At 72.2% G+C, this 21208-nt stretch carries 21 protein-coding genes; 7 read left to right on the top strand and 14 right to left on the bottom strand.

Features of this window, described 5'->3' with window-relative positions:
• Window positions 1-10: 10 nt before the first annotated feature.
• Entirely contained in the window at window positions 11-178 is a 168-nt protein-coding gene (locus CLT75_RS32725; protein ID WP_167796936.1) for a hypothetical protein, read from the bottom strand.
• A 95-nt stretch (window positions 179-273) separates the two neighbouring features.
• Complete coding sequence (locus tag CLT75_RS21840; protein ID WP_013288840.1) at window positions 274-621, bottom strand: GroES family chaperonin; 348 nt, start codon at window positions 619-621, stop codon at window positions 274-276.
• A 162-nt stretch (window positions 622-783) separates the two neighbouring features.
• On the opposite strand from CLT75_RS21840, the gene CLT75_RS21835 reads away from it, so the two are divergent.
• The gene (locus CLT75_RS21835; protein ID WP_135244087.1) at window positions 784-2070 is read left to right on the top strand and encodes an AI-2E family transporter; all 1287 of its coding nucleotides are present in this window, start codon (window positions 784-786) and stop codon (window positions 2068-2070) included.
• A gap of 53 nt (window positions 2071-2123) precedes the next feature.
• Here the strand turns inward: CLT75_RS21835 and CLT75_RS21830 are convergent, their stop codons facing one another.
• Window positions 2124-4268 carry an ATP-dependent DNA helicase gene (locus tag CLT75_RS21830; RefSeq protein WP_135242240.1) on the bottom strand — a complete coding sequence of 715 codons (2145 nt, stop codon included), beginning with the start codon at window positions 4266-4268 and terminating at the stop codon, window positions 2124-2126.
• A 124-nt stretch (window positions 4269-4392) separates the two neighbouring features.
• On the opposite strand from CLT75_RS21830, the gene CLT75_RS21825 reads away from it, so the two are divergent.
• On the top strand, window positions 4393-4899 hold the full coding sequence (locus tag CLT75_RS21825) for a DUF402 domain-containing protein (protein ID WP_123110811.1): 507 nt from the start codon (window positions 4393-4395) through the stop codon (window positions 4897-4899).
• Between the two features lie 6 nt (window positions 4900-4905).
• On the opposite strand, the gene sigJ is transcribed toward CLT75_RS21825, so the two are convergent.
• Window positions 4906-5859 carry an RNA polymerase sigma factor SigJ gene (gene sigJ / locus CLT75_RS21820; RefSeq protein WP_135242239.1) on the bottom strand — a complete coding sequence of 318 codons (954 nt, stop codon included), beginning with the start codon at window positions 5857-5859 and terminating at the stop codon, window positions 4906-4908.
• Between the two features lie 176 nt (window positions 5860-6035).
• On the opposite strand from sigJ, the gene CLT75_RS21815 reads away from it, so the two are divergent.
• The 3 genes from CLT75_RS21815 (at window position 6036) to CLT75_RS21805 (ending at window position 8771) form a co-directional block, all read left to right on the top strand.
• Entirely contained in the window at window positions 6036-6986 is a 951-nt protein-coding gene (locus tag CLT75_RS21815) for a PPK2 family polyphosphate kinase (protein ID WP_135242238.1), read from the top strand.
• A gap of 149 nt (window positions 6987-7135) precedes the next feature.
• A complete protein-coding gene (locus CLT75_RS21810) occupies window positions 7136-7762 on the top strand; it encodes a DUF47 domain-containing protein (protein WP_030504473.1) in 627 nt (208 codons plus the stop codon).
• A gap of 4 nt (window positions 7763-7766) precedes the next feature.
• Window positions 7767-8771 (top strand): inorganic phosphate transporter, encoded by a 1005-nt coding sequence (locus tag CLT75_RS21805; RefSeq protein WP_135242237.1) that lies wholly within the window; start codon window positions 7767-7769, stop codon window positions 8769-8771.
• A 48-nt stretch (window positions 8772-8819) separates the two neighbouring features.
• Here CLT75_RS21805 and CLT75_RS21800 read toward each other — a convergent pair whose 3' ends face one another.
• The gene (locus tag CLT75_RS21800; protein ID WP_135242236.1) at window positions 8820-9788 is read right to left on the bottom strand and encodes a Gfo/Idh/MocA family protein; all 969 of its coding nucleotides are present in this window, start codon (window positions 9786-9788) and stop codon (window positions 8820-8822) included.
• A gap of 59 nt (window positions 9789-9847) precedes the next feature.
• Window positions 9848-10441 (bottom strand): DinB family protein, encoded by a 594-nt coding sequence (locus CLT75_RS21795; protein WP_135242235.1) that lies wholly within the window; start codon window positions 10439-10441, stop codon window positions 9848-9850.
• A gap of 453 nt (window positions 10442-10894) precedes the next feature.
• Between CLT75_RS21795 and CLT75_RS21790 the strand changes: the two genes are divergently transcribed.
• A complete protein-coding gene (locus tag CLT75_RS21790) occupies window positions 10895-11722 on the top strand; it encodes an NUDIX domain-containing protein (RefSeq protein WP_135242234.1) in 828 nt (275 codons plus the stop codon).
• Window positions 11723-11724: 2 nt separating this feature from the next.
• Here CLT75_RS21790 and CLT75_RS21785 read toward each other — a convergent pair whose 3' ends face one another.
• Window positions 11725-12681, bottom strand: coding sequence for a helix-turn-helix transcriptional regulator (locus tag CLT75_RS21785; protein ID WP_091425447.1), 957 nt, complete (start codon window positions 12679-12681; stop codon window positions 11725-11727).
• Between the two features lie 63 nt (window positions 12682-12744).
• On the opposite strand from CLT75_RS21785, the gene CLT75_RS21780 reads away from it, so the two are divergent.
• Window positions 12745-13950, top strand: a complete 1206-nt coding sequence (locus tag CLT75_RS21780; RefSeq protein ID WP_091425444.1) for an epoxide hydrolase family protein — start codon at window positions 12745-12747, stop codon at window positions 13948-13950.
• Here CLT75_RS21780 and pstB read toward each other — a convergent pair.
• The 7 genes from pstB to CLT75_RS21745 form a co-directional block, all read right to left on the bottom strand.
• Window positions 13931-14707 carry a phosphate ABC transporter ATP-binding protein PstB gene (gene pstB, locus CLT75_RS21775; RefSeq protein ID WP_120572908.1) on the bottom strand — a complete coding sequence of 259 codons (777 nt, stop codon included), beginning with the start codon at window positions 14705-14707 and terminating at the stop codon, window positions 13931-13933. The two genes, CLT75_RS21780 and pstB, sit on opposite strands and share 20 nt — an antisense overlap.
• Window positions 14708-14727: 20 nt before the next feature.
• A complete protein-coding gene (gene pstA / locus CLT75_RS21770) occupies window positions 14728-15816 on the bottom strand; it encodes a phosphate ABC transporter permease PstA (RefSeq protein ID WP_135242233.1) in 1089 nt (362 codons plus the stop codon).
• Window positions 15813-16898: a phosphate ABC transporter permease subunit PstC gene (gene pstC, locus CLT75_RS21765; RefSeq protein ID WP_135242232.1), complete on the bottom strand. Its 1086-nt coding sequence runs from the start codon at window positions 16896-16898 to the stop codon at window positions 15813-15815. The genes pstA and pstC overlap by 4 nt, the downstream gene beginning before the upstream one ends.
• A gap of 41 nt (window positions 16899-16939) precedes the next feature.
• Window positions 16940-18043: a phosphate ABC transporter substrate-binding protein PstS gene (gene pstS, locus CLT75_RS21760; protein ID WP_135242231.1), complete on the bottom strand. Its 1104-nt coding sequence runs from the start codon at window positions 18041-18043 to the stop codon at window positions 16940-16942.
• Between the two features lie 233 nt (window positions 18044-18276).
• Window positions 18277-19215 (bottom strand): mycothiol synthase, encoded by a 939-nt coding sequence (gene mshD / locus CLT75_RS21755; RefSeq protein ID WP_135242230.1) that lies wholly within the window; start codon window positions 19213-19215, stop codon window positions 18277-18279.
• Between the two features lie 67 nt (window positions 19216-19282).
• On the bottom strand, window positions 19283-20137 hold the full coding sequence (locus CLT75_RS21750; RefSeq protein WP_135242229.1) for a polysaccharide deacetylase family protein: 855 nt from the start codon (window positions 20135-20137) through the stop codon (window positions 19283-19285).
• Between the two features lie 150 nt (window positions 20138-20287).
• Window positions 20288-21007, bottom strand: a complete 720-nt coding sequence (locus CLT75_RS21745; protein ID WP_176722767.1) for a winged helix-turn-helix transcriptional regulator — start codon at window positions 21005-21007, stop codon at window positions 20288-20290.
• Between the last annotated feature and the right edge of the window lie 201 nt (window positions 21008-21208).

The raw sequence follows: 21208 nt of genomic DNA, 5'->3' as shown, positions 1-21208 counted from the left end.
GCGGGCTCGGTCAGCTCATCAGGCCGGTCAGGAAGTCGCCGAGCCCCTGGGCGATGGCCATCAGCGCGGCCCCGATGCCCTTGAACACCTGCGCCGCACCGTCCGGCCGGAACGCCATGAAGTAGATCAGGAACGCGAGGAATCCCCAGGCGAGGATCTTCTTGATCACTACCGGCATGGTGTCCCTCCCCAGGGCGCGCTGAGGTGCCTGGGCTTCCCGCCGGGCAGCGCCGCAAACGGCGCCGCCGCAGAGCTACCGGTGCCGGTGCGCGACTACAGGTAGAGACCGGTGGAGCCGGCGGCGGTGCTTTCCACCCGCTCGGCCGCCACGGCGTGCACGTCCCGCTCGCGCAGCAGCACGTACGCCCGTCCGTGTAGCTCGACCTCGGAGCGGTCGTCCGGGTCGAACAGCACCCGGTCACCGGCCACTATCGCGCGGACGTTCGGCCCGACGCCGACCGCGGTGGCCCAGGCCAGCCGCTTGCCCACGGCTGCCGTCGCGGGGATCACGATGCCGGCGGTGGAGCGGCGTTCCCCCTCCGCACCCTCGGTACGCACCAGCACGCGGTCGTGCAGCAGGCGGATCGGCAGCCCGGCGTCGAGACTCTGGTCGGCGGTCACGCGAAGACGCTACCGCGTGGCCGTCCGTCGATTCCGGCGTGGTTGGTGAGAGCGCCGGGCGGGCAATGTGTGGCCGAGTCGCCCTAGGGTGGGGCGTACGGACGTATCCTGTGCCCCCTGTGACCCGGTGGGGCCGATTTGCCGGAGGTGCGCTTGAGCCGCATGGAGCGGATGCGCGGACGGCTCCGCCGTGCGTACGAGTCGGGCCGGGATGCGGCCCGGACCCGGCGAGCAGAAGCCGCGGAGGCGGCGGACGGGGGCGTGGCCTCTCCCGCCTCACCGGGGCCGGCCGCCTCGCCGGAGGCGACGGTGGTGGGCGTCGAGCCGCCGGCGGCGTTGCACTCCTCGACTGTGAGCCGGGACGACACCGAGGTGCCGCACGCGCTGCGCATCGCCGCCGCGTGGTGCTGGCGTCTGATCGTGATCGGCATCGTCACCTGGGCTCTGCTCAAGATCGTCGGCACCATCAGCATCGTGATCATCCCGCTGACCGTCGCGCTGCTGCTCTCCGCGCTGCTCGCCCCGGCTGTCGGCTGGCTGCTCCGGGCCCGGCTGCCCCGCTCGCTGGCGACCGCAGTGGTGCTCGTCGGCGGCCTGGCCGCCGTCGTCGGCACGCTCACGCTCGTGGTCAACGAGTTCATCAAGGGCGTGCCGGAGCTGAGCCAGAAGTCCTCCGAGGGCGTCCGGCAGATCCAGGACTGGTTCAAGACCGGCCCGCTGCATCTGTCCGACAGCCAGCTCAACCGCTACATCGACGAGGCGCAGAACTGGATCAACGGCAACACCGAGCGGTTCACCAGCGGTGCGATAAGCACCGCCGCCACGCTCGCCGAGGTGCTCACCGGCACCGTCCTGGTCATGTTCGCCACGTTCTTCTTCCTGCGCGACGGCAACAACATCTGGCGGTTCCTGGTCCGGCTGCTGCCGGTGGCCGCCCGCTGGAAGGTCGACGACGCCGGTCGCGCGTCCTGGGCGACGCTTGGCGCGTACGTGCGGGCCACGGTGCTGGTGGCCTTCATCGACGCGGTCGGCATCGGCATCTTCCTGGTGCTGTTCGACATCCCGTTCGCGTTCCCGCTGGCCGCGCTGGTCTTCCTGGGCGCGTTCATCCCGATCGTCGGCGCGTTCCTGTCCGGCGTGGTGGCCGTGCTGGTGGCGCTGGTCGACAGCGGCCCGGTGACCGCCCTGATCATCCTGGGCGCGGTGATCGGCGTGCAGCAGGTCGAGGGCCACGTGCTCCAGCCGCTGATCATGGGCCGCGCGGTGGCCATCCACCCGCTCGCCGTGATCATCGGCATCGCCGCCGGTGTGGTGCTCGCCGGCATCGCCGGCGCGCTGGTCGCGGTGCCGCTGATCGCCGTCCTGAACACCGCGGTGCGCCGGCTCGCCGCGCGTACCGTGCCGGACACCCCGCCGGACGCGGTGGTGGTCGCCTCCCAGGCGCCCTGACCAGGCACGATCCGCCGACGCCCGCGTCACCCCGCCCCGGGGAGGCGCGGGCGTCAGCTCTTGGCGAGCCGTTCCAGCGCGCCCCGGGCCACCTCGGGCCGGGTGGTGTACCAGAACGGCGGCAGCGAACGGCGCAGGAACGGGCCGTACCCGCGCGCCGTCTCCAGCCGCGAGTCGAGCACCGCCACCACGCCCCGGTCGCCGGTGGCCCGGATCAGCCGGCCGACACCCTGGGCCAGCCGGACCGCCGCGATCGGCACGCTCACCGCCGCGAAACCCGAGCCGCCACCGGCATCCACCGCCGCCGCCCGCGCCGCCGCGAGCGGCTCGTCCGGGCGGGGGAACGGCAACCTGTCGATCACCACGAGCTGGCAGGCGTCGCCCGGCACGTCCACCCCCTGCCAGAGCGACATCACCCCGAACAGGCAGCTCTCCCGTACCTCACGGAACCGGCGCACCAGCAGCGGCAGCGCCTCCTCGCCCTGGAGCAGCACGGGCAGGTCGGTCCGCGCGCGGACCAGCTCCGCGGCCTGCTGCGCGGCCCGCCGCGACGAGAAGAGCCCGAGGGTACGACCACCGAGCGCCTGGACCAGCGCCAGCAACTCCTCACCTGCCGGTCCGGGCAACCCGGAGACGCTGGGGCGGGGGAGATGCGCGGCGACGTACAGGATGCCCTGCCGGGCGTAGTCGAACGGCGAGCCGACGTCGAGCGAACTCCAGCCCGGCCCTTCGGTTGCCGGTACGGTGCCGATCGACGCGCGGCTGCCCTCGGCGGCGGCCACCGGCGTGACCGGGGAGCGGTCCGCGGCGGCGGCGGTGGCGATCGCGGCGGCGGCCGGGGACGGCGGGGCGGGCGGAGGCGCGTCCAGCCCCAGCGCCCGGGCCACGGTGTCGAAGCGGCCGCCCAGCGCCAGCGTCGCCGAGGTGGCGACCACAGTGCGCTCGTCGTACAGGTGGGTGGCGAGCGTGCCCGCCACCGACAGCGGCGCCACGACGAGTGCCCGGCGGCTGCCGTTGTCCGGCTTCTCGACCCAGGCGACGTCGTGGTCGGCCTCCTCCAGCAGCCGCTGGGCGGTGGTGGACAGCTCGTCCAGCACGGCCTTGGCCTGCTGCTTGCGTACCGGATCGGGGTCGTCGGCCTTCACGTCGCCGATCCCCTCCAGCGCGGCCCGGGTCGCCGAGTCCAGCAAGGTGCACGCCTCGCGCAGCGCGGGCGGCAGGCCGGCGGTGAGCCGCCCGGCCGGCGCCTCGGCCAGCCCCACGGCGAGCGCGTCACCGGCCTCGGTGAGTCGTTCGGCCACGTCGGGGCGCAGCAGCGGCCGGGCCCGCCGGGTGGACCTGTCGATCAGCTCCGGCACCAGCTCGGCCTGGGCGGCCGACGAGACCCGGTCGGCCAGCTCGTGCGCCTCGTCGACCACGAGCAGCCTGTGCGGCGGCACGATGTGGCGCCCGGCGAGCATGTCGACGGCGAGCAGGCTGTGGTTGGTGACCACGATGTCGGCCTCGCGGGCGCGCGCCCGGGACGCCTCCGCGAAGCACTCCTGCCCGAACGGGCAGCGGCTCGCGCCCACGCACTCCCGGGCCGGCATGGACACGCTGCGCCACACCTGGTCGTCCACGCCCGGATCCAGCTCGTCGCGGTCGCCGGTGGCGGTCTCCTCGGCCCAGTCGCGCAGCCGCTGCACCTGCTTGCCCAGCCGGCCCGCCTCGCCGAGCCACTTGGTGCCGCCGCCGTTGCCGGAGCGCGGCGCGTTGAACAGCGCGTCGTCCGGCTCGTCCTCGACCGAGCTGTCCAGCCGGGCCAGGCAGAGATAGTGGTGACGCCCCTTCAGCACGGCGAACGTTGGACGGCGGCCCAGCACCGGCTCGACCGCGTCGGCCAGCCTCGGCAGGTCGTGCTCGACGAGCTGGGACTGCAACGCCAGCGTGGCGGTGGAGACCACCACCGGCCCGTCCACTGTCAGCGCCGGAGCGAGGTACGCCAGGGACTTGCCGGTGCCGGTGCCCGCCTGCACCAGCAGGTGCTCGCCGGAGGCGATGCTGCGCTCGATCGCCTCGGCCATCTGCTGCTGACCCGGCCGGGCCGCGCCGCCCGGAACCGCGCCCACCGCGGCGGTCAGCAGCTCCCCCGCACCGGCGCGGCCCTTGCGACGCTTCTTCGGGACGGCCGGGCCGGTGGCGGTGCGGGACGGGGTCACCGTGCGACCGTACCTGCCGGCACCGACGGCGGTCCGGCCGCTCCGACGGCGTGGCGGGACGGCGGGTCGCGTCCGGTTACCTCCCGATCGCGTGGCGTGGCCGGAATCGGTTAGGGTGCCAGGCATGCCGAGCGATGTGGTCCGCGTGATCTACCGCAAGTACGACGGCAGCGCACACCGCGACTACCCGGCCCGCCGGCTCGCCGAGGACGATCTCGGCGTCTGGCTCGGCGTGCCCGCCGGCACCGAGTCCGTCTACCACGGCCGCCCGTCGGTCGAGCGGATCCCGTTCGTCCTGCTGGTGCCGCACCACGGCTGGTGGACCGGCATGTTCAACCCGCCGCCGCGCACCAGCGAGGTCTACTGCGACATCGCCACCCCGGCCCGCTGGGAGGGCGAGGAGACGGTCCACCTGATCGACCTCGACCTGGACGTGGTGCGCCGCCGCGAGACCGGCCTGGTCGAGCTGCGCGACGAGGACGAGTTCGCCGTGCACCGGGCCCGCTGGGGCTACCCGGAGGACGTGGTCACCGAGGCCGAGGCGGCGTCCCGCTGGCTGCTCGGCGCGCTCGGCGACGGCACCGAGCCGTTCGCCACGTCGTACCGGAAGTGGCTCGCACTGGTGGTCTGAGCCGGCTCACCAGCGCGGCGGCCAGACGGCGTCCGGTCCCAGTTCGGGCAGCTCGCCGACCTTGTCCGGGTTGAGCTGGTTGAACACGCCGGTGACCCGCCCCTCGTGGACGGCGAACGAGGTGACCATGCGGATGGGCCGCCCGTCGCGGTGGAAGAACTCCGACTGCCATCCCAGCGTCCCGTCCACCAGCACCGGCCGGCCGCGCAGGCCACCCCGCTGCCGGGCCTGGCCGTACAGGCCGAGGAGCAGGCGGGCGACCGAGTCGACGCCGACCACCGGCCGGCGTCCGGCCGGGAAGTGGCCGCCGGCGTCGCCGATCGACACCACGTCCGGGGCGAGCACGCGGACCAGCTGCTCCAGCTCACCCGACTCCACCGCGGCGGCGAACGCGGCGAGCACCCGCCGCTGCTCGGCGAGGTCGGCGCTGTGCCGGGGCGCATCCGGCCCGTGCACCGCCCGCCGGGCGCGCGACGCCAGCTGACGTGCCGCCTCCGGCGTCACCGCGAGCACGTCCGCCACGTCGGAGAACGGCACCGCGAACACGTCGTGCAGCACGAACGCCACCCGCTGCTCCGGCGTCAGCCGTTCCAGCACGACCAGCAGCGCGGTACCGAGCTGGTCGGCCCGTACCGCCCGCTCGGCCGGGTCGGGCGCGAACCCGTCCGCCGCCGGCACCGCTGTCACCATCGGCTCGGGGAGCCACTGACCGGGGTACGCCTCCCGGCGCACCCGGGCGGAGCGGAGCACGTCCAGGCAGATCCGGGAGCAGGTGGTGATGAGCCAGCCGCGCAGATCGCGTACGCGGGCGCGTTCCTCCGGGTCGCTCAGCGCGCCGGAGAAGCGCAGCCAGGTCTCCTGCACCGCGTCCTCGGCCTCGCTGCGGCTGCCCAGCATCCGCTGCGCCACAGCCAGGAGACGCCCTCGTTCCGCCTCGAACTCCCCCGCAAGCTCGTCCACCCAGACATTCTCCCGCCCCACCCTTCGCCACGGCACCCCGCCCACCCACACCCACCCTCGTTGATCTTGCACTTGCCGCCCCGGCAAACGGTGCTTTCCGGGCGTGCCAGGGGCCGCAACCGCACGATCGGCGGGCGGGGCGAGCGAGGAAGGGCTCCGGGGGTGAGGATCGGGGGATGAGTGAGGTGGTGGGGCCCGAGGGCGGGCCTATGCGGGAAATGCTTCGGGTGGGGCCGGGGACTGTCGATCTGCCGGCTGTCGATCCCCGGTCGACGCCGGGGCTGCCGGTGGCGGCCGGGCGCGGGCCGGCGCGCAAGGAGTGGGCGCGGGCCCAGGTCGAGCTGATCGGCGCGGAACTCGGCCGGCAGCAGGAGATGCTGTACGCCTCGGCGCAGGGCGCCGCCGGGCCGGGCAGCGCCACCAGCGCACCGGCGCAGGCGGACGCCGGGCTGGACGGGAACCGGCCGCGCCGGGTGCTGCTGGTTCTCCAGGCGATGGACTGCGGCGGCAAGGACGGCACGGTCAAGCGGGTGGCGGGCGCGATGAACCCGCTCGGGCTGCACATCCGCTCGTTCGGGCCGCCGACCGAGGAGGAGCTGCGGCACGACTTCCTGTGGCGGGTACGCCGGGCGCTGCCGCCACCCGGGTACGTGGGCGTGTTCAACCGCTCCCACTACGAGGACGTGCTCATCGCTCGGGTCGAAGGACTGGTCGACGAGGCGACCTGGCGGTCCCGGTACGCGATCATCAACGACTTCGAGCGGGAACTGACCGAGCAGGCGGTCACAGTGGTGAAGGTCATGCTGCACATCTCGTACGCCGAGCAGGGCGAACGGCTGATGGAGCGGCTCACCGACCCGACGAAGTTCTGGAAGTTCAACCCCAGCGACCTGGACACCCGGGCACGCTGGGGCGACTACCAGGACGCGTACGCCGAGGCTCTGGAGCGTTGCGGCACGGACGCCGCGCCCTGGTTCGTGGTGCCGGCGGACCGCAAGTGGTACCGCGACTGGGCGGTCGCCCACCTGCTGCGGGAGACGTTCGGCGGGTTGGATCTGGGGTATCCGCCTGCCGATTTCGACGTCGAACGGGAGCGTGACCGGTTACGGAGCCAGCGCCGTCAGTGATCAGGTGAACAGAAGGTGAACGAGCGGTGAATCGGGCCTGACCAGGGGTGGGCCGATCGACAGTGGGTTCGGCGCGGTCCCTAGCATGCGCAGAGCAGACGCCCGGGGGGCGACGGCCACCCTTCCACCGACACGACGAGGTCCGTGCTGTGAAGTTTTCCTTCCGTCCCACCGAGGGCGCCTTCTACGAGCTCTTCACCAGGGCTGCGCAGAACCTGGTTAAGGGGACCGACCTGCTCAACGAGTTGGGTCTGCCCGGCGCCGACGTGCAGTCGATCAGCGAGCGGCTGACCGACATCGAGCACGACAGCGACCAGATCACGCACGAGCTGTACAAGAAGATCAACTCCACGTTCATCACGCCGTTCGACCGGGAGGACATCTACCGGCTGGGCTCGCTGCTCGACGACGTGATGGACCACCTGGAGGCGGTCGGCAACCTGCTCTACCTGTACGGCCTGACCAAGCTCCCGTCGCTCCCGCGCGAGCTGCACGAGCTGGTCAACGTGCTCGACCTGCAGGCCAAGCTCACCGCCGAGGCGATGCCCCGGCTGAAGTCGATGAAGGATCTCGAGGACTACTGGATCGAGTGCAACCGGCTCGAGAACGACGGCGACCAGGCGTACCGGATGCTGCTGGTCCGCCTCTTCTCCGGTGAGTACGACGCGCTCACGGTGCTGAAGATGAAGGAGGTGGCCGACGAGCTGGAGGCCGCCTGCGACGCCTTCGAGCACGTCGCCAACACCGTCGAGACCATCGCGGTCAAGGAGTCCTGATCCAGTGACACCCGAACTCATCGCCGTGCTGGCGGTGATCGCGGTCGCCATGGCGTTCGACTACACGAACGGCTTCCACGACGCGGCCAACGCGATCGCCACCAGCATCTCGACCCGGGCGCTGACCCCCCGGATCGCGCTCGCGCTGGCCGCCGTCGGCAACTTCGTCGGCGCGCACTTCGGCGCCGGGGTGGCCAAGACGGTCGGCGACGGCCTGGTGACGTTGCCGACCGGGGTGGAGAGCCTCGGCGTGGTCTTCGCCGGCGTGCTCGGCGCGATCATCTGGAACCTGATCACCTGGTACTTCGGCCTGCCGTCCTCGTCCTCGCACGCCCTCTTCGGCGGCCTGGTCGGCGCGACCCTGTTCGCCGCCGACGGCATCGTCCAGTGGGGCACCATCATCGAGAAGGTCCTCCTCCCGATGGTGCTGTCGCCGGTGGTCGGCCTGATCCTCGGCTTCCTGGTGATGCTGGCGATCATGTGGCTGTTCCGGAAGGGGCAGCCGGGCAAGCTCAGCCGCGGCTTCCGCTGGGCGCAGACCGCGTCCGCTGCCGCCATGTCGGTCGGCCACGGCATGCAGGACGCGGCCAAGACCATGGGCATCATCGTGCTCGCGCTCTACACCGGTGGTTTCCAGGAAAGCAAGACGCACATCCCGGGCTGGGTCTTCTGGACCTCCGCCGCGATGCTGGCGGCCGGCACGTACGCGGGCGGCTGGCGGATCATCCGGACGCTCGGCCGGAAGATCATCGACCTGGGTCCGGCGGAGGGCTTCGCGGCCGAGACCGTCGCCAGCGCGGTGCTCTACTTCAACGCGCTGGTGCTGAAGGCGCCGATCTCCACCACGCACACGATCACCTCGGCGATCATGGGTGTGGGCGCGACGAAACGGCTCTCTGCGGTGCGCTGGAACGTGGCGGGCAACATCGTGATCGCCTGGATCATCACGTTCCCCGCCGCCGCCGCGATCGCCTGCCTCGCGTACCTGCTGGTCCGGCCCCTGTTCTGATCTCCGCGCGCTGACGTCGAGGGGTTCCCCGCCGTGGCGGGGGACCCCTCACGCGTAGGAGACGCCGATCCGGGCCTTGATGTCGTCGATCAGGCCCATCACCTCGAGCGTGGCGGCGTGCGGCACCAGCGGGCTCTCGGTCAGCCCGGCAGCCAGGCAGCGCTGCACCTCGATCGCCTCGTACTGGTAGCCGCCGCCGGTCAGGTCCGCCGGGATCGTCTCCGGCTCGGCGCCGGCCCGGTGCAGCACCACGTGCGCGGGCCGGAAGAACAGCTCGGGCAGGTCGATCCGGCCGGTCGTGCCGGTGATCGACGCGGTGATCGCTGTCGCGCCCACCATGCCGCAGCTGAGCGTCGCCATCGCGCCGGAGTCCCAGCCGAGCACCATGCCGGTGTTCTCGTCCACCGCCTCCGGGGTCAGCTTGGCCCACGCCTGCACGTGCTGCGGCACGCCGAGCACCAGGTGGGCCAGGCTCAGCGGGTAGACACCGAGGTCGAGCAGCGCGCCGCCGCCGAGCGTGCGGGCCCGCATCCGGTGCTCCGGCGGGAACGGGCCGGCCACGCCGAAGTCCGCCCGTACGTGCGTCACCTCACCGATCGCGCCGTCGCGGATCAGCTCCAGCACGCGCAGGATCAGTGGGTTCGTCCGCATCCACATGGCCTCCATGAGGAACAGACCTCGGGCGCGGGCCGTCTCCACCAGCTCGGTGGTGGTCGGCAGGTCCAGCGTGCAGGGCTTCTCCACCAGCACGGCCTTGCCACCGGCCAGGCAGGCGAGCGCCGCCTCGTGGTGGGCGGCGTGCGGGGTGGCCACGTAGATCGCGTCCAGGTCCGGGTCCGCGGCCAGTTCCGCCCACGAGGCGTACGCCCGCGGCACGTCGTGCCGGCGCGCGAACAGTTCGGCGCTCTCCCGGGTACGCGAGCCGACCGCGACCAGTTCGGCGTCCGGCACCAGCCGCAGGTCCTCGGCGAAGCGGGCGGCGATGTGTCCGGTGGCCAGGATTCCCCAACGCGTCATGCCCGGCACGCTATCCCTTCCCCCTCCGGGGCCGGCAGGGTGATCCACCCGTCGGGACGTCAGGCGGTGCCGTGGGTGTCGGCGGCGGCCCGGGCGGCCCGTTCGATCATCGCCCGACGCGCCGTCAGCGTCGGCTGGTCGGGCTCCAGGTGCGCGTACTCGGCCCATGCCCCGGTCGAGCCGTCGAGCTGCTCGCGCAGGATGTCGGCGTGCCCCGCGTGCCGGCTGGTCTCGGTCAGCACGTGGACCATGACGTTGAACAGCTTGACGTCGGGGCGGGGCCACCACGGCACGTGGCCGGGGGCGTCGATCGCGAGGGCGGTGATCGTCGCGTCCGCGTGCTCCCACGTCCGCCGGTAGCGGCCGATCACCTCCTCGCGGGTCTCGTGCTCGCTTGCCCACATGTCGGTGTCGTCCGGATCCGGGGCGTCCCACCGGGGCAACGGCTCCGGGAACGGCCTGCCGAACACCTCGCCGAAGTAGCGGGCCTCCCCGGCCGCCAGGTGCTTGATCAGGCCGAGCAGGTTGGTGCCGGACGCGGTCAGGGGACGGCGCACGTCGTACTCGGACAGCCCGTCGAGCTTCCACAGCATCGCCTCGCGGATCTGACGCAGGTCGTTGTGCAGATACTGCTTCGCGAAGTCGTCGATCACGGGTCACCACCCTGCCAGTCACGACCGGCGGACGCTGCCCCGTGCCGGCGCCGGTCCGGGTGGTCCGGCCGGCCGCGCACGACCGGGCGCGACGAGCTGATGCCGCTTCGCGGCGAACACGTAGCGTGAAGATCGCGCAGGGTGACGACTGCCAACCGCCTCCTCGTCGAAGTCAGACGTCCAAAGGTGATCAACCGGACATAAGGCAGCGTTGGCGCGAGTTGGGCTGACCACCTCTCGCCGACTTTGCTCTGCAGCCTTATGCGCAACGCTCACGGATGGTTGCCGCTGCGGATCTGGCTGCAGAGCAAAGGCGGCGGAGGGGTGTCTGTTGCTCGGCCGAGGGCTACGCATCGTGACCAGGTGGCGTGGTCGGGGAGTGCGGGTGAGGCGGCGTGCGCCCCCGCCCGGCCGCCCCCGGCCGGGCCGCCCGGCGGGAACTAGGCTCGGCGCATGACGATCGACGGCTTCGCCGCACCCCCCGCCCTGGTGGAGCACGCCCGCCGGTTCCAGGCCGAGGGCAGCGTGCCCGCCGTGCCCCGGGTCGCCGCCACAGTGCTGCTGCTCCGCCCAGCCGGCGACGAGTTCGAGGTCTACCTGATCCGCCGGGTGGCCGCGATGACGTTCGGCGGCATGTACGCCTTCCCCGGCGGCGGCGTGGACCGCTCCGACTCGGAGGCGCACCTGGGCTGGGCCGGCCCGGAGCCGGCGGCGTGGGGCGAACGGCTCCGGCTCGATCCGGCCGCTGCGCAGGCGGTGGTGTGCGCCGCCGCCCGCGAGGTCTTCGAGGAGGCGGGCGTGCTGCTCGCCGGCCCGGACCCCGGCACGGTCGTCGGCGACGTGAGCGGCGACGACTGGGAGGCGGCCCGGCAGGATCTGGAGGGACGGCGGGTCGGCTTTGCGGACCTGCTGGCCGGTCGGGGTCTGACGCTGCGATCCGACCTGCTGCTGCCGTGGAGCCGGTGGATCACCCCGGAGTTCGAGCCGCGCCGCTTCGACACGTACTTCTTCGTCGCCCTGCTGCCCGAGGGGCAGCGGACCCGGGACGTCTCCGGGGAGGCCGACCACACGCTGTGGCTGCGTCCGGCGGACGCCCTGGCCCGGGCGGAGGCCGGCGAGCTGACCATGCTGCCGCCCACAATGGTCACGCTGGCCGAGGTGGCCGCCGCCGGCGACCTGGGCGGTGTGGCCGGCGCGGCGGCGAAGCGCGACCCCGGCGTCCCCGTCATGCCGCACCTCGACCTCTCCGACGTCGAGGCCCCCCGCTTCCGTCTGTCCTGACGTCAGCCGGCGGCGCGAAGGTAGCGGGCCGCGAGGGTACGTAGGAGATCGGCCAGTTCGGGCGGTTCCTCGACGGTGAAGTCGAGGTCGAGCAGGCCGAGCCAGACCGCGATGTTCTCCAGCCGGTCGGCGCCGGTGTGCAGGAGACAGGCGCTGTCGCCGGCCGGCTCGACAGTGCCGACGGCCGGATTGATCCGGTCGGCCACCGCCTCGGCGGGGGCGTGCACGCGGACGCGCGCCCGGTGCCGCCAGGCCGCCGAGGAGACACCCTGCCGGACCCGGTCCACCACGTCCCCGGGCAACTCGCGCGCCGCGAACCGGGGGCCGGTCGGGGTACGCGGGGTGAGCCGGTCCACCCTGAACGTGCGCCAGTCGTCCCGCGCCGGGTCGAAGGCCACGAGGTACCAGCGCCTGCCCCAGTTCACCAGCCGGTACGGCTCGACGTCCCGTCGATCGGCGGTCCCGTCGTGCCGGACGTAGTCGAACCGCAGCCGCTCCCGGTCCCGGCAGGCGGCCCCGATCAGGCTGAGGGTCCCGGCGTCCACGGTCGGGCCGGGCTGGTCGTGCGGCACCCGGATGGTGTGGGTGTGCAGGGCGGCGACGCGCCGGCGCAGACGGTGGGGGAGCACCTGCTCCAGCTTGGCCAGCGCACGCAGGGATGTCTCCTCGATGCCGGCGACGCTGCCGCCCGCGGCCGTGCGCAGCCCGACCGCCACCGCCACCGCCTCCTCGTCGTCGAGGAGCAGCGGGGGCAGGGCCGCACCGGCGCCCAGCCGGTACCCGCCGACCGCGCCCCGCGTGCCGTGTACGGGATAGCCCAGCTCGCGTAGCCGCTCCACGTCGTTGCGCACGGTCCGGGTGCTCACCGCGAGGCGCTCGGCCAGTTCGGCGCCAGTCCAGTCACGCGGGGTCTGCAACAGCGACAGCAGGCGCAGCAGCCGTGCGGAGGTCTCCAACATTTCGCGAATCCTGCCAGTTCATTAGGAACGGGATATTCCTAATTGCCTCCTACGCTCCTGGGCATGGCAGACAACACAGCGATCGTCCCGTTCCGCATCGACGTCCCGCAGGCCGACCTGGACGACCTCGCCGACCGGCTCGCACGGACCCGCTGGGCCGAGGAACTACCTCCCGACCCCGACCCGGCCGCCCCCGCCGGCCCCGTCGCGCCCGGCTGGGAGTACGGCGTTCCGCTGAGCTGGGTACGGCGCCTGGCCGAGCGCTGGCGCACCACCTACGACTGGCGGGAGTGGGAGGCGCGGCTGAACGCGTACCCACAGTTCACCACCGAGATCGACGGGCAGCGGATCCACTTCCTGCACGTCCGCTCGCCCGAGCCCGGCGCCACCCCGCTGATCCTCACCCACGGCTGGCCGGGCACCGTTGCCGAGTGGCTGGACGTGATCGGTCCGCTGACCGATCCGCGGGCGCACGGTGGCGACCCGGCCGACGCCTTTCACCTGGTCATCCCGTCGGTGCCGGGGTTCGGCTTCTCCGGGCCGACCCGGGAGCGCGGCTGGAACCGCTACCGGGTCGCCCGGGCCTGGGCCGAGCTGATGCGCCGCCTCGGCTACGACCGGTACGGCGCGGCCGGCAACGACCTCGGCGCGTTCGTGTCGCCCGAGGTGGGCCGGGCCGACCCGGAGCACGTGCTCGGTGTGCACGTCACGCAGATCTTCTCCCTGCCGTCCGGCGATCCGGCCGAGCTGGCCGCGCTCACCGAGGAAGAACGCGGCAAGGTGGCGTTCGCCGAGTTCTTCGTGCAGCGGCAGGGCGGCTACGACAAGCTGCACTCGACCGCGCCGCAGAACGTGGCGCACGCGCTGGCCGACTCGCCGGTCGGCCTGCTCGGCTGGCTCGGCCAGCTGATGGGGGATCAGATCGACGTCGACCACGTGCTCACCCACACGACCGTCTACTGGCTGACGAACACGGCCGCCTCAGCGGCCCGCTACTACTACGAGGACGCAGAGGTGGTGCACCCGACGCAGAAGGTGAACGGACGGGGAACGGACATGCCGGAGCCGACCACGGTGCCGCTCGGTCTCGCCAACTTCGCCTGGGACTTCCAGTCGATCCGTACGCTCGCCGAGCGCGACCACAAGAACATCGTCTCCTGGCGCACGTACGACCGGGGCGGGCACTTCGCGGCCCACCAGGTACCCGACCTGCTCGTGGCCGACCTGCGGCAGTTCTTCGCCGCACCGCTCAGCCGAAGCGACCGGTGATGTAGTCCTCGGTCTTCTTCTGGGCCGGGTTGCTGAAGATCTTCTGGGTGTTGTCGTACTCGATCAGGCGGCCCGGATCGCCGGTCTTCTCGATGGAGAAGAAGGCGGTCCGGTCCGACACCCGGGCGGCCTGCTGCATGTTGTGCGTGACGATGATGATCGTGAACTTGTCCTTGAGCTGGAACATCAGATCCTCGATGGCCAGCGTCGAGATCGGGTCCAGCGCCGAGCACGGCTCGTCCATCAGCACGACCTGCGGCTCGACGGCGATGGTGCGGGCGATGCAGAGGCGCTGCTGCTGACCGCCGGACAGGCCCGCGCCGGGCTTGGCCAGGCGGTCCTTCACCTCGTCCCACAGGTTCGCCGAGCGCAGTGCCCGCTCGGCCGCCTCCTCCAGGATCGACTTGCGCCGGACGCCGTTGAGCCGCAGGCCGGCCACCACGTTCTCGAAGATGCTCATGGTGGGGAACGGGTTCGGCCGCTGGAAGACCATGCCGATCATGCGGCGGACCGCCGTGACGTCCACATCGCGGTCGTAGATGTCCTGGTCGTCGATGGTGAGGCTGCCCTCGACCCGGGCGCCGGGCAGCACCTCGTGCATCCGGTTGATCGACCGCAGGAAGGTGGACTTGCCGCAGCCGGACGGACCGATCAGGGCGGTGACCGTCTTCGGCTCGACTGTCAGGTTGATGTTCTCGATCGCCTTGAACCCGCCGTAGTAGGCGGTCACGTTCGTGGCTTCGATGCGCTTGGCCATGGTGGCGGTACCTCCGGGGTTCATCGGCCGAGCCGGTTGCGGCGGGACAGCAGCTTCGCCGCCACGGTGAGGACGAGGACGAGAGCGACCAGGGTCAGCGCCGCGGTCCACGCCCGTGCCGGCGAGTACTTCGACGCCTCTCCGGCCTGCTGGTAGACGAAGAGGGCCAGCGACGACTGGTTGTTCTCGAACGGGTTGAAGTTGATCGCCGCGCCGCCGCCGGCGACGAGCAGCACCGGCGCGGTCTCGCCGGCGGCCCGCGCGATGGCGAGCATGATGCCGGTGACGATGCCGGGCAGCGCGGTCGGCAGCACGACCCGCAGGATGGTCTTCCACTTCGGTACGCCCAGGGCGTACGCGCCCTCGCGCAGCGGCGCCGGCACCAGCCGGAGCATCTCCTCGGTGGACCGGACCACTGTGGGCAGCATCAGCACGCTCAGCGCCAGCGCGGCGGCGAAGCCGGAGAAGCCCGGCCGGCCGTCGTTGAACCACGGCGAGACGATCAGCACCCAGAAGGCCAGCACGAACAGGCCGGTGACGATCGACGGGATGCCGGTCATGACGTCCACGAAGAAGCGGATGGTGAACGCGAACCGACCCCGGCCGTACTCGACGATGTAGATCGCGCAGAGCACGCCCAGCGGCACCGTGATCAGCGTGGCGATGCCGACCTGCTGCAACGTGCCGACGATCGCGTGGTACGCGCCGCCGTTGGCGTCCCGCGACCCGATGTTGTTCATCGAGGTGCCGAAGAAGTCGGCGTCCAGCCGCTCGGAGCCCTTGCTCACCAGCGTCCAGACCACCGAGGCCAGCGGCAGCACCGCCAGCACGAACGCGGAGTGGATCAGCGCGCTCCAGGTGCGGTTGCGGGCCGACCGGCGGCCCTCCACCGCGTTCGCCGCGACGAACAGACCGGTCAGGTAGAGCAGCGCGCCGACCACCACGACCAGGACCGGGCCGCCGATGCCGGCGCCGTACACCAGGGCCGCCGCGAGCAGCAGCGCCGCGACGGCGATGGCCGGAGCGGCGTACGCGGGAAGCCGCTTCGCCCGCAGCGTGGCCGGCTGGGCCGGCGGGCGCGGGCGGCGGGGGGTGAGGGTAGTGGTCATGCGGCCGACTCCGTGAACTCGCGCCGCCGGTAGATGATCGCCCGCGCGGTGATGTTGACGATCAGCGTGATCGCGAACAGCACCAGGCCGGAGGCGATGAGTGCGCCCCGGCCGGTGTCGTTCGCCTCGGCGAACCGGTTGGCGATGTTCGCGGCGATCGAGTTGCCGCCGCTGGCCAGGATGTTGAACGAGATGGCGTACGTGGAGCCGAGCGTGAGCGCCAGCGCGATGGTCTCGCCGAGCGCCCGGCCCAGGCCGAGCATCACCGCGGCGATGACGCCGGGCCGCCCGTACGGGAGGACCGCGGTGCGGATCATCTCCCAGCGGGTGGCGCCGAGCGCGAGCGCGGCCTCCTCGTTGGCGGTCGGGGTCTGCCGGAACACCTCGCGGGACAGCGAGGTGACGATCGGCAGCACCATGATGGCGAGCACCACCGAGCCGAGCAGGATCGAGTTGCCGTACGGGCCGTCGCCGAAGATCGGGATCCAGCCGAAGTACCTGTTCAGCCAGGCGGACAGGTCGGCGACCGGCTGGGCGAAGTAGTCCCGGCCCCAGAGGCCGAACACGACGCTCGGCACGGCGGCCAGCAGGTCGATCAGGAAGCCCAGGGCGTTGCCGAGCCGCCGCGGCGCGTAGTGCGACAGGTACAGGGCGATGCCCAGCGCGACCGGCACCGCCATGAGCAGCGCCAGCAGCGAGCTCAGGACCGTACCGAAGGCGAGCGCGCCGATGCCGAACTGCGGCGGGTTGTCGTTCGGGAACCAGCCCTCGAACGTCCAGAACGACTCGGTGTTCGCCCGCAGCGCCGGGACGGCCTTGGCGACCAGGAAGATCGCGATGGCCGCGATGACCACCAGGACCGTGGTGCCGGCGGCCAGGGTCAGGCCGCGGAACGCCCGTTCCGCGCCGAAGGCGCGGGCCCGGGGGAGGGCACCGCCGCCGCCGAGGCCACCGTCGGGGCGGCCCGGGTTACCGGGGCGCTCGGCCACACGCGCCGAGGCACCGGCGGGTCGCTCGTGACTCGTGGTCACGGGGTTCCCGCCGGTGCCGGCGTGGGCCGAGCGGTGAGGGGTGTCACCCATCTGCTCGCTCGCTTCGTGTTGAGGAGGTGTCGGTCAGAGCGTCAGGAGAGGCTCTTGACCGCGGCCTCGACCTTGGTGCGGACGGTCTCGGGCAGCGGCGCGTAGCCCAGCTCGACCAGCTCCTTCTGCCCCTCGGCGCTGGCGGCGTGGCCGAGCAGGCCCTTGACCAGCGGCAGCTTGTCGGCGGCGAGGCCCTTGCTGCAGACGATCTCGTAGGTCGCCAGGACGATCGGGTACGCCCCGGCCTCCTTGGTGTTGTAGTCGATCGACATCTTCAGGTCGTTGCCCTGACCCTCGAACTTGGCGCCGGCGATGGTCTTGCCGGCCGAGTCGCCGGTCAGCTCGACGAACTCGCCGTTGCCGTTGCGGATCTTCGCCATCTTCAGGTCGGAGTTCTCGGCGTACGACCACTCGACGTAGCTGATGGTGCCGTCGGTGCTCTTGACCTTGCTGGCCACACCGTCGGACTTGGCCGCGCCGACGCCGCCCGGGGCCTTCCAGGCCTTGGAGTTGCCGAGCGTCCAGTCCGCCTCGGCGGTCTTGGAGAGGTACTTGGTGAAGTTGTCGGTGGTGCCCGACTCGTCGGAGCGGTGCACCGCCTGGATCGCGGTCGACGGCAGCTTGGCGTCCGGGTTGTCGGCCTTGATCGCCGCGTCGTCCCACTTGGTCACCTTGCCGGCGAAGATCTTCGCCAGCGTGGCCGGGCTGAACTGGAGGTTGTCCGCGCCATTGACGTTGTAGACGACGGCGACCGGGCCGATGACCATCGGCAGGTTGAGCGCCTGGCCGCCGGTGCACTTGGCGTCGGCCTGCGGCTGCTCCTCCGGCTTGAGGGCGGAGTCCGAGCCGGCGAAGTCGGCGGTGCCGGCGATGAAGGCCTGGATGCCGGCGCCCGAGCCGCTGGGCTCGTAGTTGATCGTGGTGCCGGCGCACTTCTGCTGGTACACCTTGATCCACTCGGCCATGGCGTTCTTCTGGGCGGAGGAGCCCTGCGCGTTCAGCGTGCCCGTCGCGCAGTCCACCGCGGCGGCGGAACCGGAGGCGGACGCGCCGGCCGGCTCGTTGTTGTCCGAGCCGCAGGCGCTGAGACCGAGAACCGCGGTAAGAGCGAGACAGGCGATGGCGCCGTGCCGCTGGAGCTTCACTTGAGGGGTTTCCCTTCACGTCTTTGGTCAGGTCGCCCGGAGTGCCGGGGGCCGGCGCTGACCGGCTGACACGAAAGGTAGGAGGGCCAGGTGGACGGTTCGCCGGACGCAAGTGAACGCGCGGTGAACACGTTCGGCCGACGAGGTGGCCGTACGCTGAGGAGGGGTTGTCCATTTCGTGAACTAGCAGCCTGCTATCGCCTTTGTGGCGAATTTCCAGGGCCGGTGAACGCTCAGCCGAGCTGGTAGTTGACGTGCGCGGACCAGTGCGCGAAGCCCAGCCGCTCGTAGAGCGCCACAGCGGCGGTGTTGCTCTCGTCCACGTAGAGCATCACCCGGTCCAGCCCGCGATCGTCGCGCAGGTGGGTCAGGCCGGCGGCGGTGAGCACCCGGCCCAGCCCGCCCCGGTGCGCGGACGGGTCGACGCCGAGCACGTAGACCTCGCCGATGCGGGCCGATCCCTGCCGCTCGTGCACCTTGGTCCAGTGGAAGCCGAGCAGCCGCCCGGTGGCGGAGTCGACGGCGAGCAGGAACCCGGCCGTGTCGAACCACGGCTCGGCGATGCGGACGCGCAGGTCGTCGAGCGTCCACTTGCCCTGCTCGGGGTGCTGGGCGAAGGCCGCGTTGTTCACCGCCAGCCAGGCCTCGTCGTCCTCGCCGGGGCGGAACGCGCGCAGCGTCACGCCCTCCGGTACGACAGGTGCCGGCATCTCGGCGGTGAGCGGACGGCGCATCTGCCAGAGCACCCGCGCCCGGGAGAAGCCCAGGCCGACAGCCAGCGCGGCGGCCGACGGGTGGTCACCGTGCGCCCAGGCGCGCAGCGGCCCGGGAGCGGCGTCCACCACGCCACGGGCCAGCGCCCGGCCGGAGCCACGCCGCCGGTACGCGGGGTGCACGACCATCTCCACGCCGACGCCGTCGGCCGGTGCGGTGGTGTCGAGGTGCGCGTACCCGGTGAGGGTGCCCTCGGTGGTGCGGGCGGTGAGGTGCGCGGCGGGCGCCTCGGGGTCGCGCAGCCGCAGCAGCACGTGCTCGTCGAGCGGGTCGGCGCCGTCGGCGTCACCGGCGGCGCGGGCCAGCGCGAGCACCTCGGCGACCTCGTCCGGCGTCAGCCGGTCCGCCCGGTCGATCCGGTCGGCGGCGGGACCACGCGTCGGCTCGGTGCTGCTCATCTGAGTCACGGTAGCGCTCGGCGGTCCGCGGTTCGCGTCCGACGACGACGGTGATCGGTGGCGCTCGTCACGGGCTGCCGACGGGCAGCGGCTCCAGTTCGAACCGGGCCAGCAGTTCGGGCAGGAGTTGCTGCAACGCGCTGACCGTGCCGGACCGGTCCCCGCCCGCGTCGTGCATGAGCACTATCGCGCCGGGCCCCATCTGCGAACGGACCATCGCCTCGATGGTGGTGGCGCCCGGCGCCTTCCAGTCCGACGGGTCCACACTCCAGTGCAGCGGGGTGAGGCCCAGGTCGGCGCAGGCCGACATGACCGACGGCGTCCAGGCCCCGCCCGGCTGGCGGTAGTACGTGATCCGCGCGTCGGGCGCGGCGGCCAGGATCGCGTCGTTGGTGCGCAGCAGGTCGGCCCGGATCGTCGCCGGGGATCGCTTGCCCAGGTTGACGTCGTGCTTCCAGGAGTGGTTGCACAGCGTGTGGCCCTCGGCCACGATCGAGCGCACCAGATCCGGGTGGGCCTCGACGTTCTCGCCGACGACGCAGAACGTGGCCCGTACGCCGTACTGGGCTAGCAGCGCGAGCACCTGCGGGGTCCAGCGGGGATCGGGGCCGTCGTCGAAGGTCAGCGCGACCCGGGACGAGCCGGTGGCGACCAGGGCGCCGTACGGGCCGTCGCCGTCGGGCGGGAGGGGAGCGGCGTCCGGCTCGGCGTCGGGGCTCGGCCGGGGGCTGGTCGTGCCGCCCGGGAAGTCGGTGCTGGGTGGCTGCTCGCCGTAGCGCGGCCCGGTGAGCGTGGTGGCGACTCCGGCGGCCGACGGGTGCGGGTCCGGTACCAGGCTGCGGCCCAGCACGAAGGCCGAACCGAGCAGGCCGGCCAGCACGACTGTCACGAGCCCGGCGGCGCGCAGCGTCGAGGCCCGCATCAGCGGTACCGGCCGTTCGTCGCCCCCGTGTTCACCGCACGCACCGTCGCCCCCTTAGCCCGACAATTCCGGCAGCCAGGATATGGCTGACTGATCGGGCAAAAAGGGCATACGAGAAAAGTGCCCTCTAGCGGGGTGGAGCGTGGGCGGTCAGACCGGCAGCGGGGCGGGCTCCGACTCCGGCAGCGAGCGCGACGGCGGGACGACGAACTTGTAGCCCACCTGGCGCACCGTGCCGATCATCGACTCGTACTCCGAGCCGAGCTTGGCGCGCAGCCGCCGCACGTGCACGTCCACCGTCCGGGTGCCGCCGAAGTAGTCGTAGCCCCAGACCTCACGCAGCAACTGGTCCCGGGTGAACACCCGCCCCGGGTGCTGGGCCAGGAACTTCAACAGCTCGAACTCCTTGTACGTGAGGTCGAGCGGCCGGCCCTTCAGCTTGGCGGCGTACGTGTCCGGGTCGATGTTCAGCTCGCCGGCCCGGATCGAGCCGCCGGCGCCGGCGGTGGCGTTGCTGAGCCGGCCCACCGCGAGCCGCAGCCGGGCCTCCACCTCGGCCGGCCCGGCGCCGGCCAGGATCACGTCGTCGACGCCCCAGTCCGCGTTCAGCGCGATCAGGCCCGCCTCGGTGACGACCGCGACGAGCGGTACGCCGAGCCCGGTGGCGTGCAGCATCCGGCAGGTGGCCCGCGCCTCGCTCAGCTCGGAGCGGGCGTCCACCAGGACGGCGTCCGGCGTCGGACCGGAGACCAGCGTGCGGACGTCACGGGGTGCGGTGCGGACCGAGTGGGGCAGCAGGTCGAGTGCCGGCAACACCGCCGACGGCTCACCGGCCCGCGCGGTCACGAGCAGCAGGAGCTCCACGATCACCTCCGTCCCGGCGACCTTCCGGCCGCGCGCGACCAGCGACACGCCCGGTGCGGGCGGCACTGTGAACTTGCGTGGGTCCCGGCGTCGTCGACGGGCGGGTAACGGCCTGAGCGTAACCGATGGACCGGCCGTCACCTTCGCGCGATTTACCGTTTGCCCTTTCTGCCCTCGATCGCGGCGCAGGTTTTAACGTCACCGAAA

This window comes from Micromonospora sp. CNZ285 (assembly GCF_004637285.1).
The sequence above is the reverse complement of the archived record's forward strand: the minus strand, read 5'-3'. Positions and strand labels throughout refer to the sequence as shown.

What these genes read in the sequence shown, in the direction of transcription:
- CLT75_RS21825 (WP_123110811.1), top strand. Translation starts at nt 4,393, where the DNA reads ATGCCGAGCGATGTGGTCCGCGTGATCTACCGCAAGTACGACGGCAGC.
- CLT75_RS21750 (WP_135242229.1), bottom strand. Translation starts at nt 20,137, where the DNA reads ATGCGGGCCTCGACGCTGCGCGCCGCCGGGCTCGTGACAGTCGTGCTG.
- CLT75_RS21800 (WP_135242236.1), bottom strand. Translation starts at nt 9,788, where the DNA reads ATGACGCGTTGGGGAATCCTGGCCACCGGACACATCGCCGCCCGCTTC.
- CLT75_RS21780 (WP_091425444.1), top strand. Translation starts at nt 12,745, where the DNA reads ATGGCAGACAACACAGCGATCGTCCCGTTCCGCATCGACGTCCCGCAG.
- pstA (WP_135242233.1), bottom strand. Translation starts at nt 15,816, where the DNA reads ATGACCACTACCCTCACCCCCCGCCGCCCGCGCCCGCCGGCCCAGCCG.
- mshD (WP_135242230.1), bottom strand. Translation starts at nt 19,215, where the DNA reads ATGAGCAGCACCGAGCCGACGCGTGGTCCCGCCGCCGACCGGATCGAC.
- CLT75_RS21835 (WP_135244087.1), top strand. Translation starts at nt 784, where the DNA reads ATGGAGCGGATGCGCGGACGGCTCCGCCGTGCGTACGAGTCGGGCCGG.
- pstC (WP_135242232.1), bottom strand. Translation starts at nt 16,898, where the DNA reads ATGGGTGACACCCCTCACCGCTCGGCCCACGCCGGCACCGGCGGGAAC.
- CLT75_RS21815 (WP_135242238.1), top strand. Translation starts at nt 6,036, where the DNA reads ATGAGTGAGGTGGTGGGGCCCGAGGGCGGGCCTATGCGGGAAATGCTT.
- CLT75_RS21785 (WP_091425447.1), bottom strand. Translation starts at nt 12,681, where the DNA reads ATGTTGGAGACCTCCGCACGGCTGCTGCGCCTGCTGTCGCTGTTGCAG.
- CLT75_RS21790 (WP_135242234.1), top strand. Translation starts at nt 10,895, where the DNA reads ATGACGATCGACGGCTTCGCCGCACCCCCCGCCCTGGTGGAGCACGCC.
- CLT75_RS32725 (WP_167796936.1), bottom strand. Translation starts at nt 178, where the DNA reads ATGCCGGTAGTGATCAAGAAGATCCTCGCCTGGGGATTCCTCGCGTTC.
- pstB (WP_120572908.1), bottom strand. Translation starts at nt 14,707, where the DNA reads ATGGCCAAGCGCATCGAAGCCACGAACGTGACCGCCTACTACGGCGGG.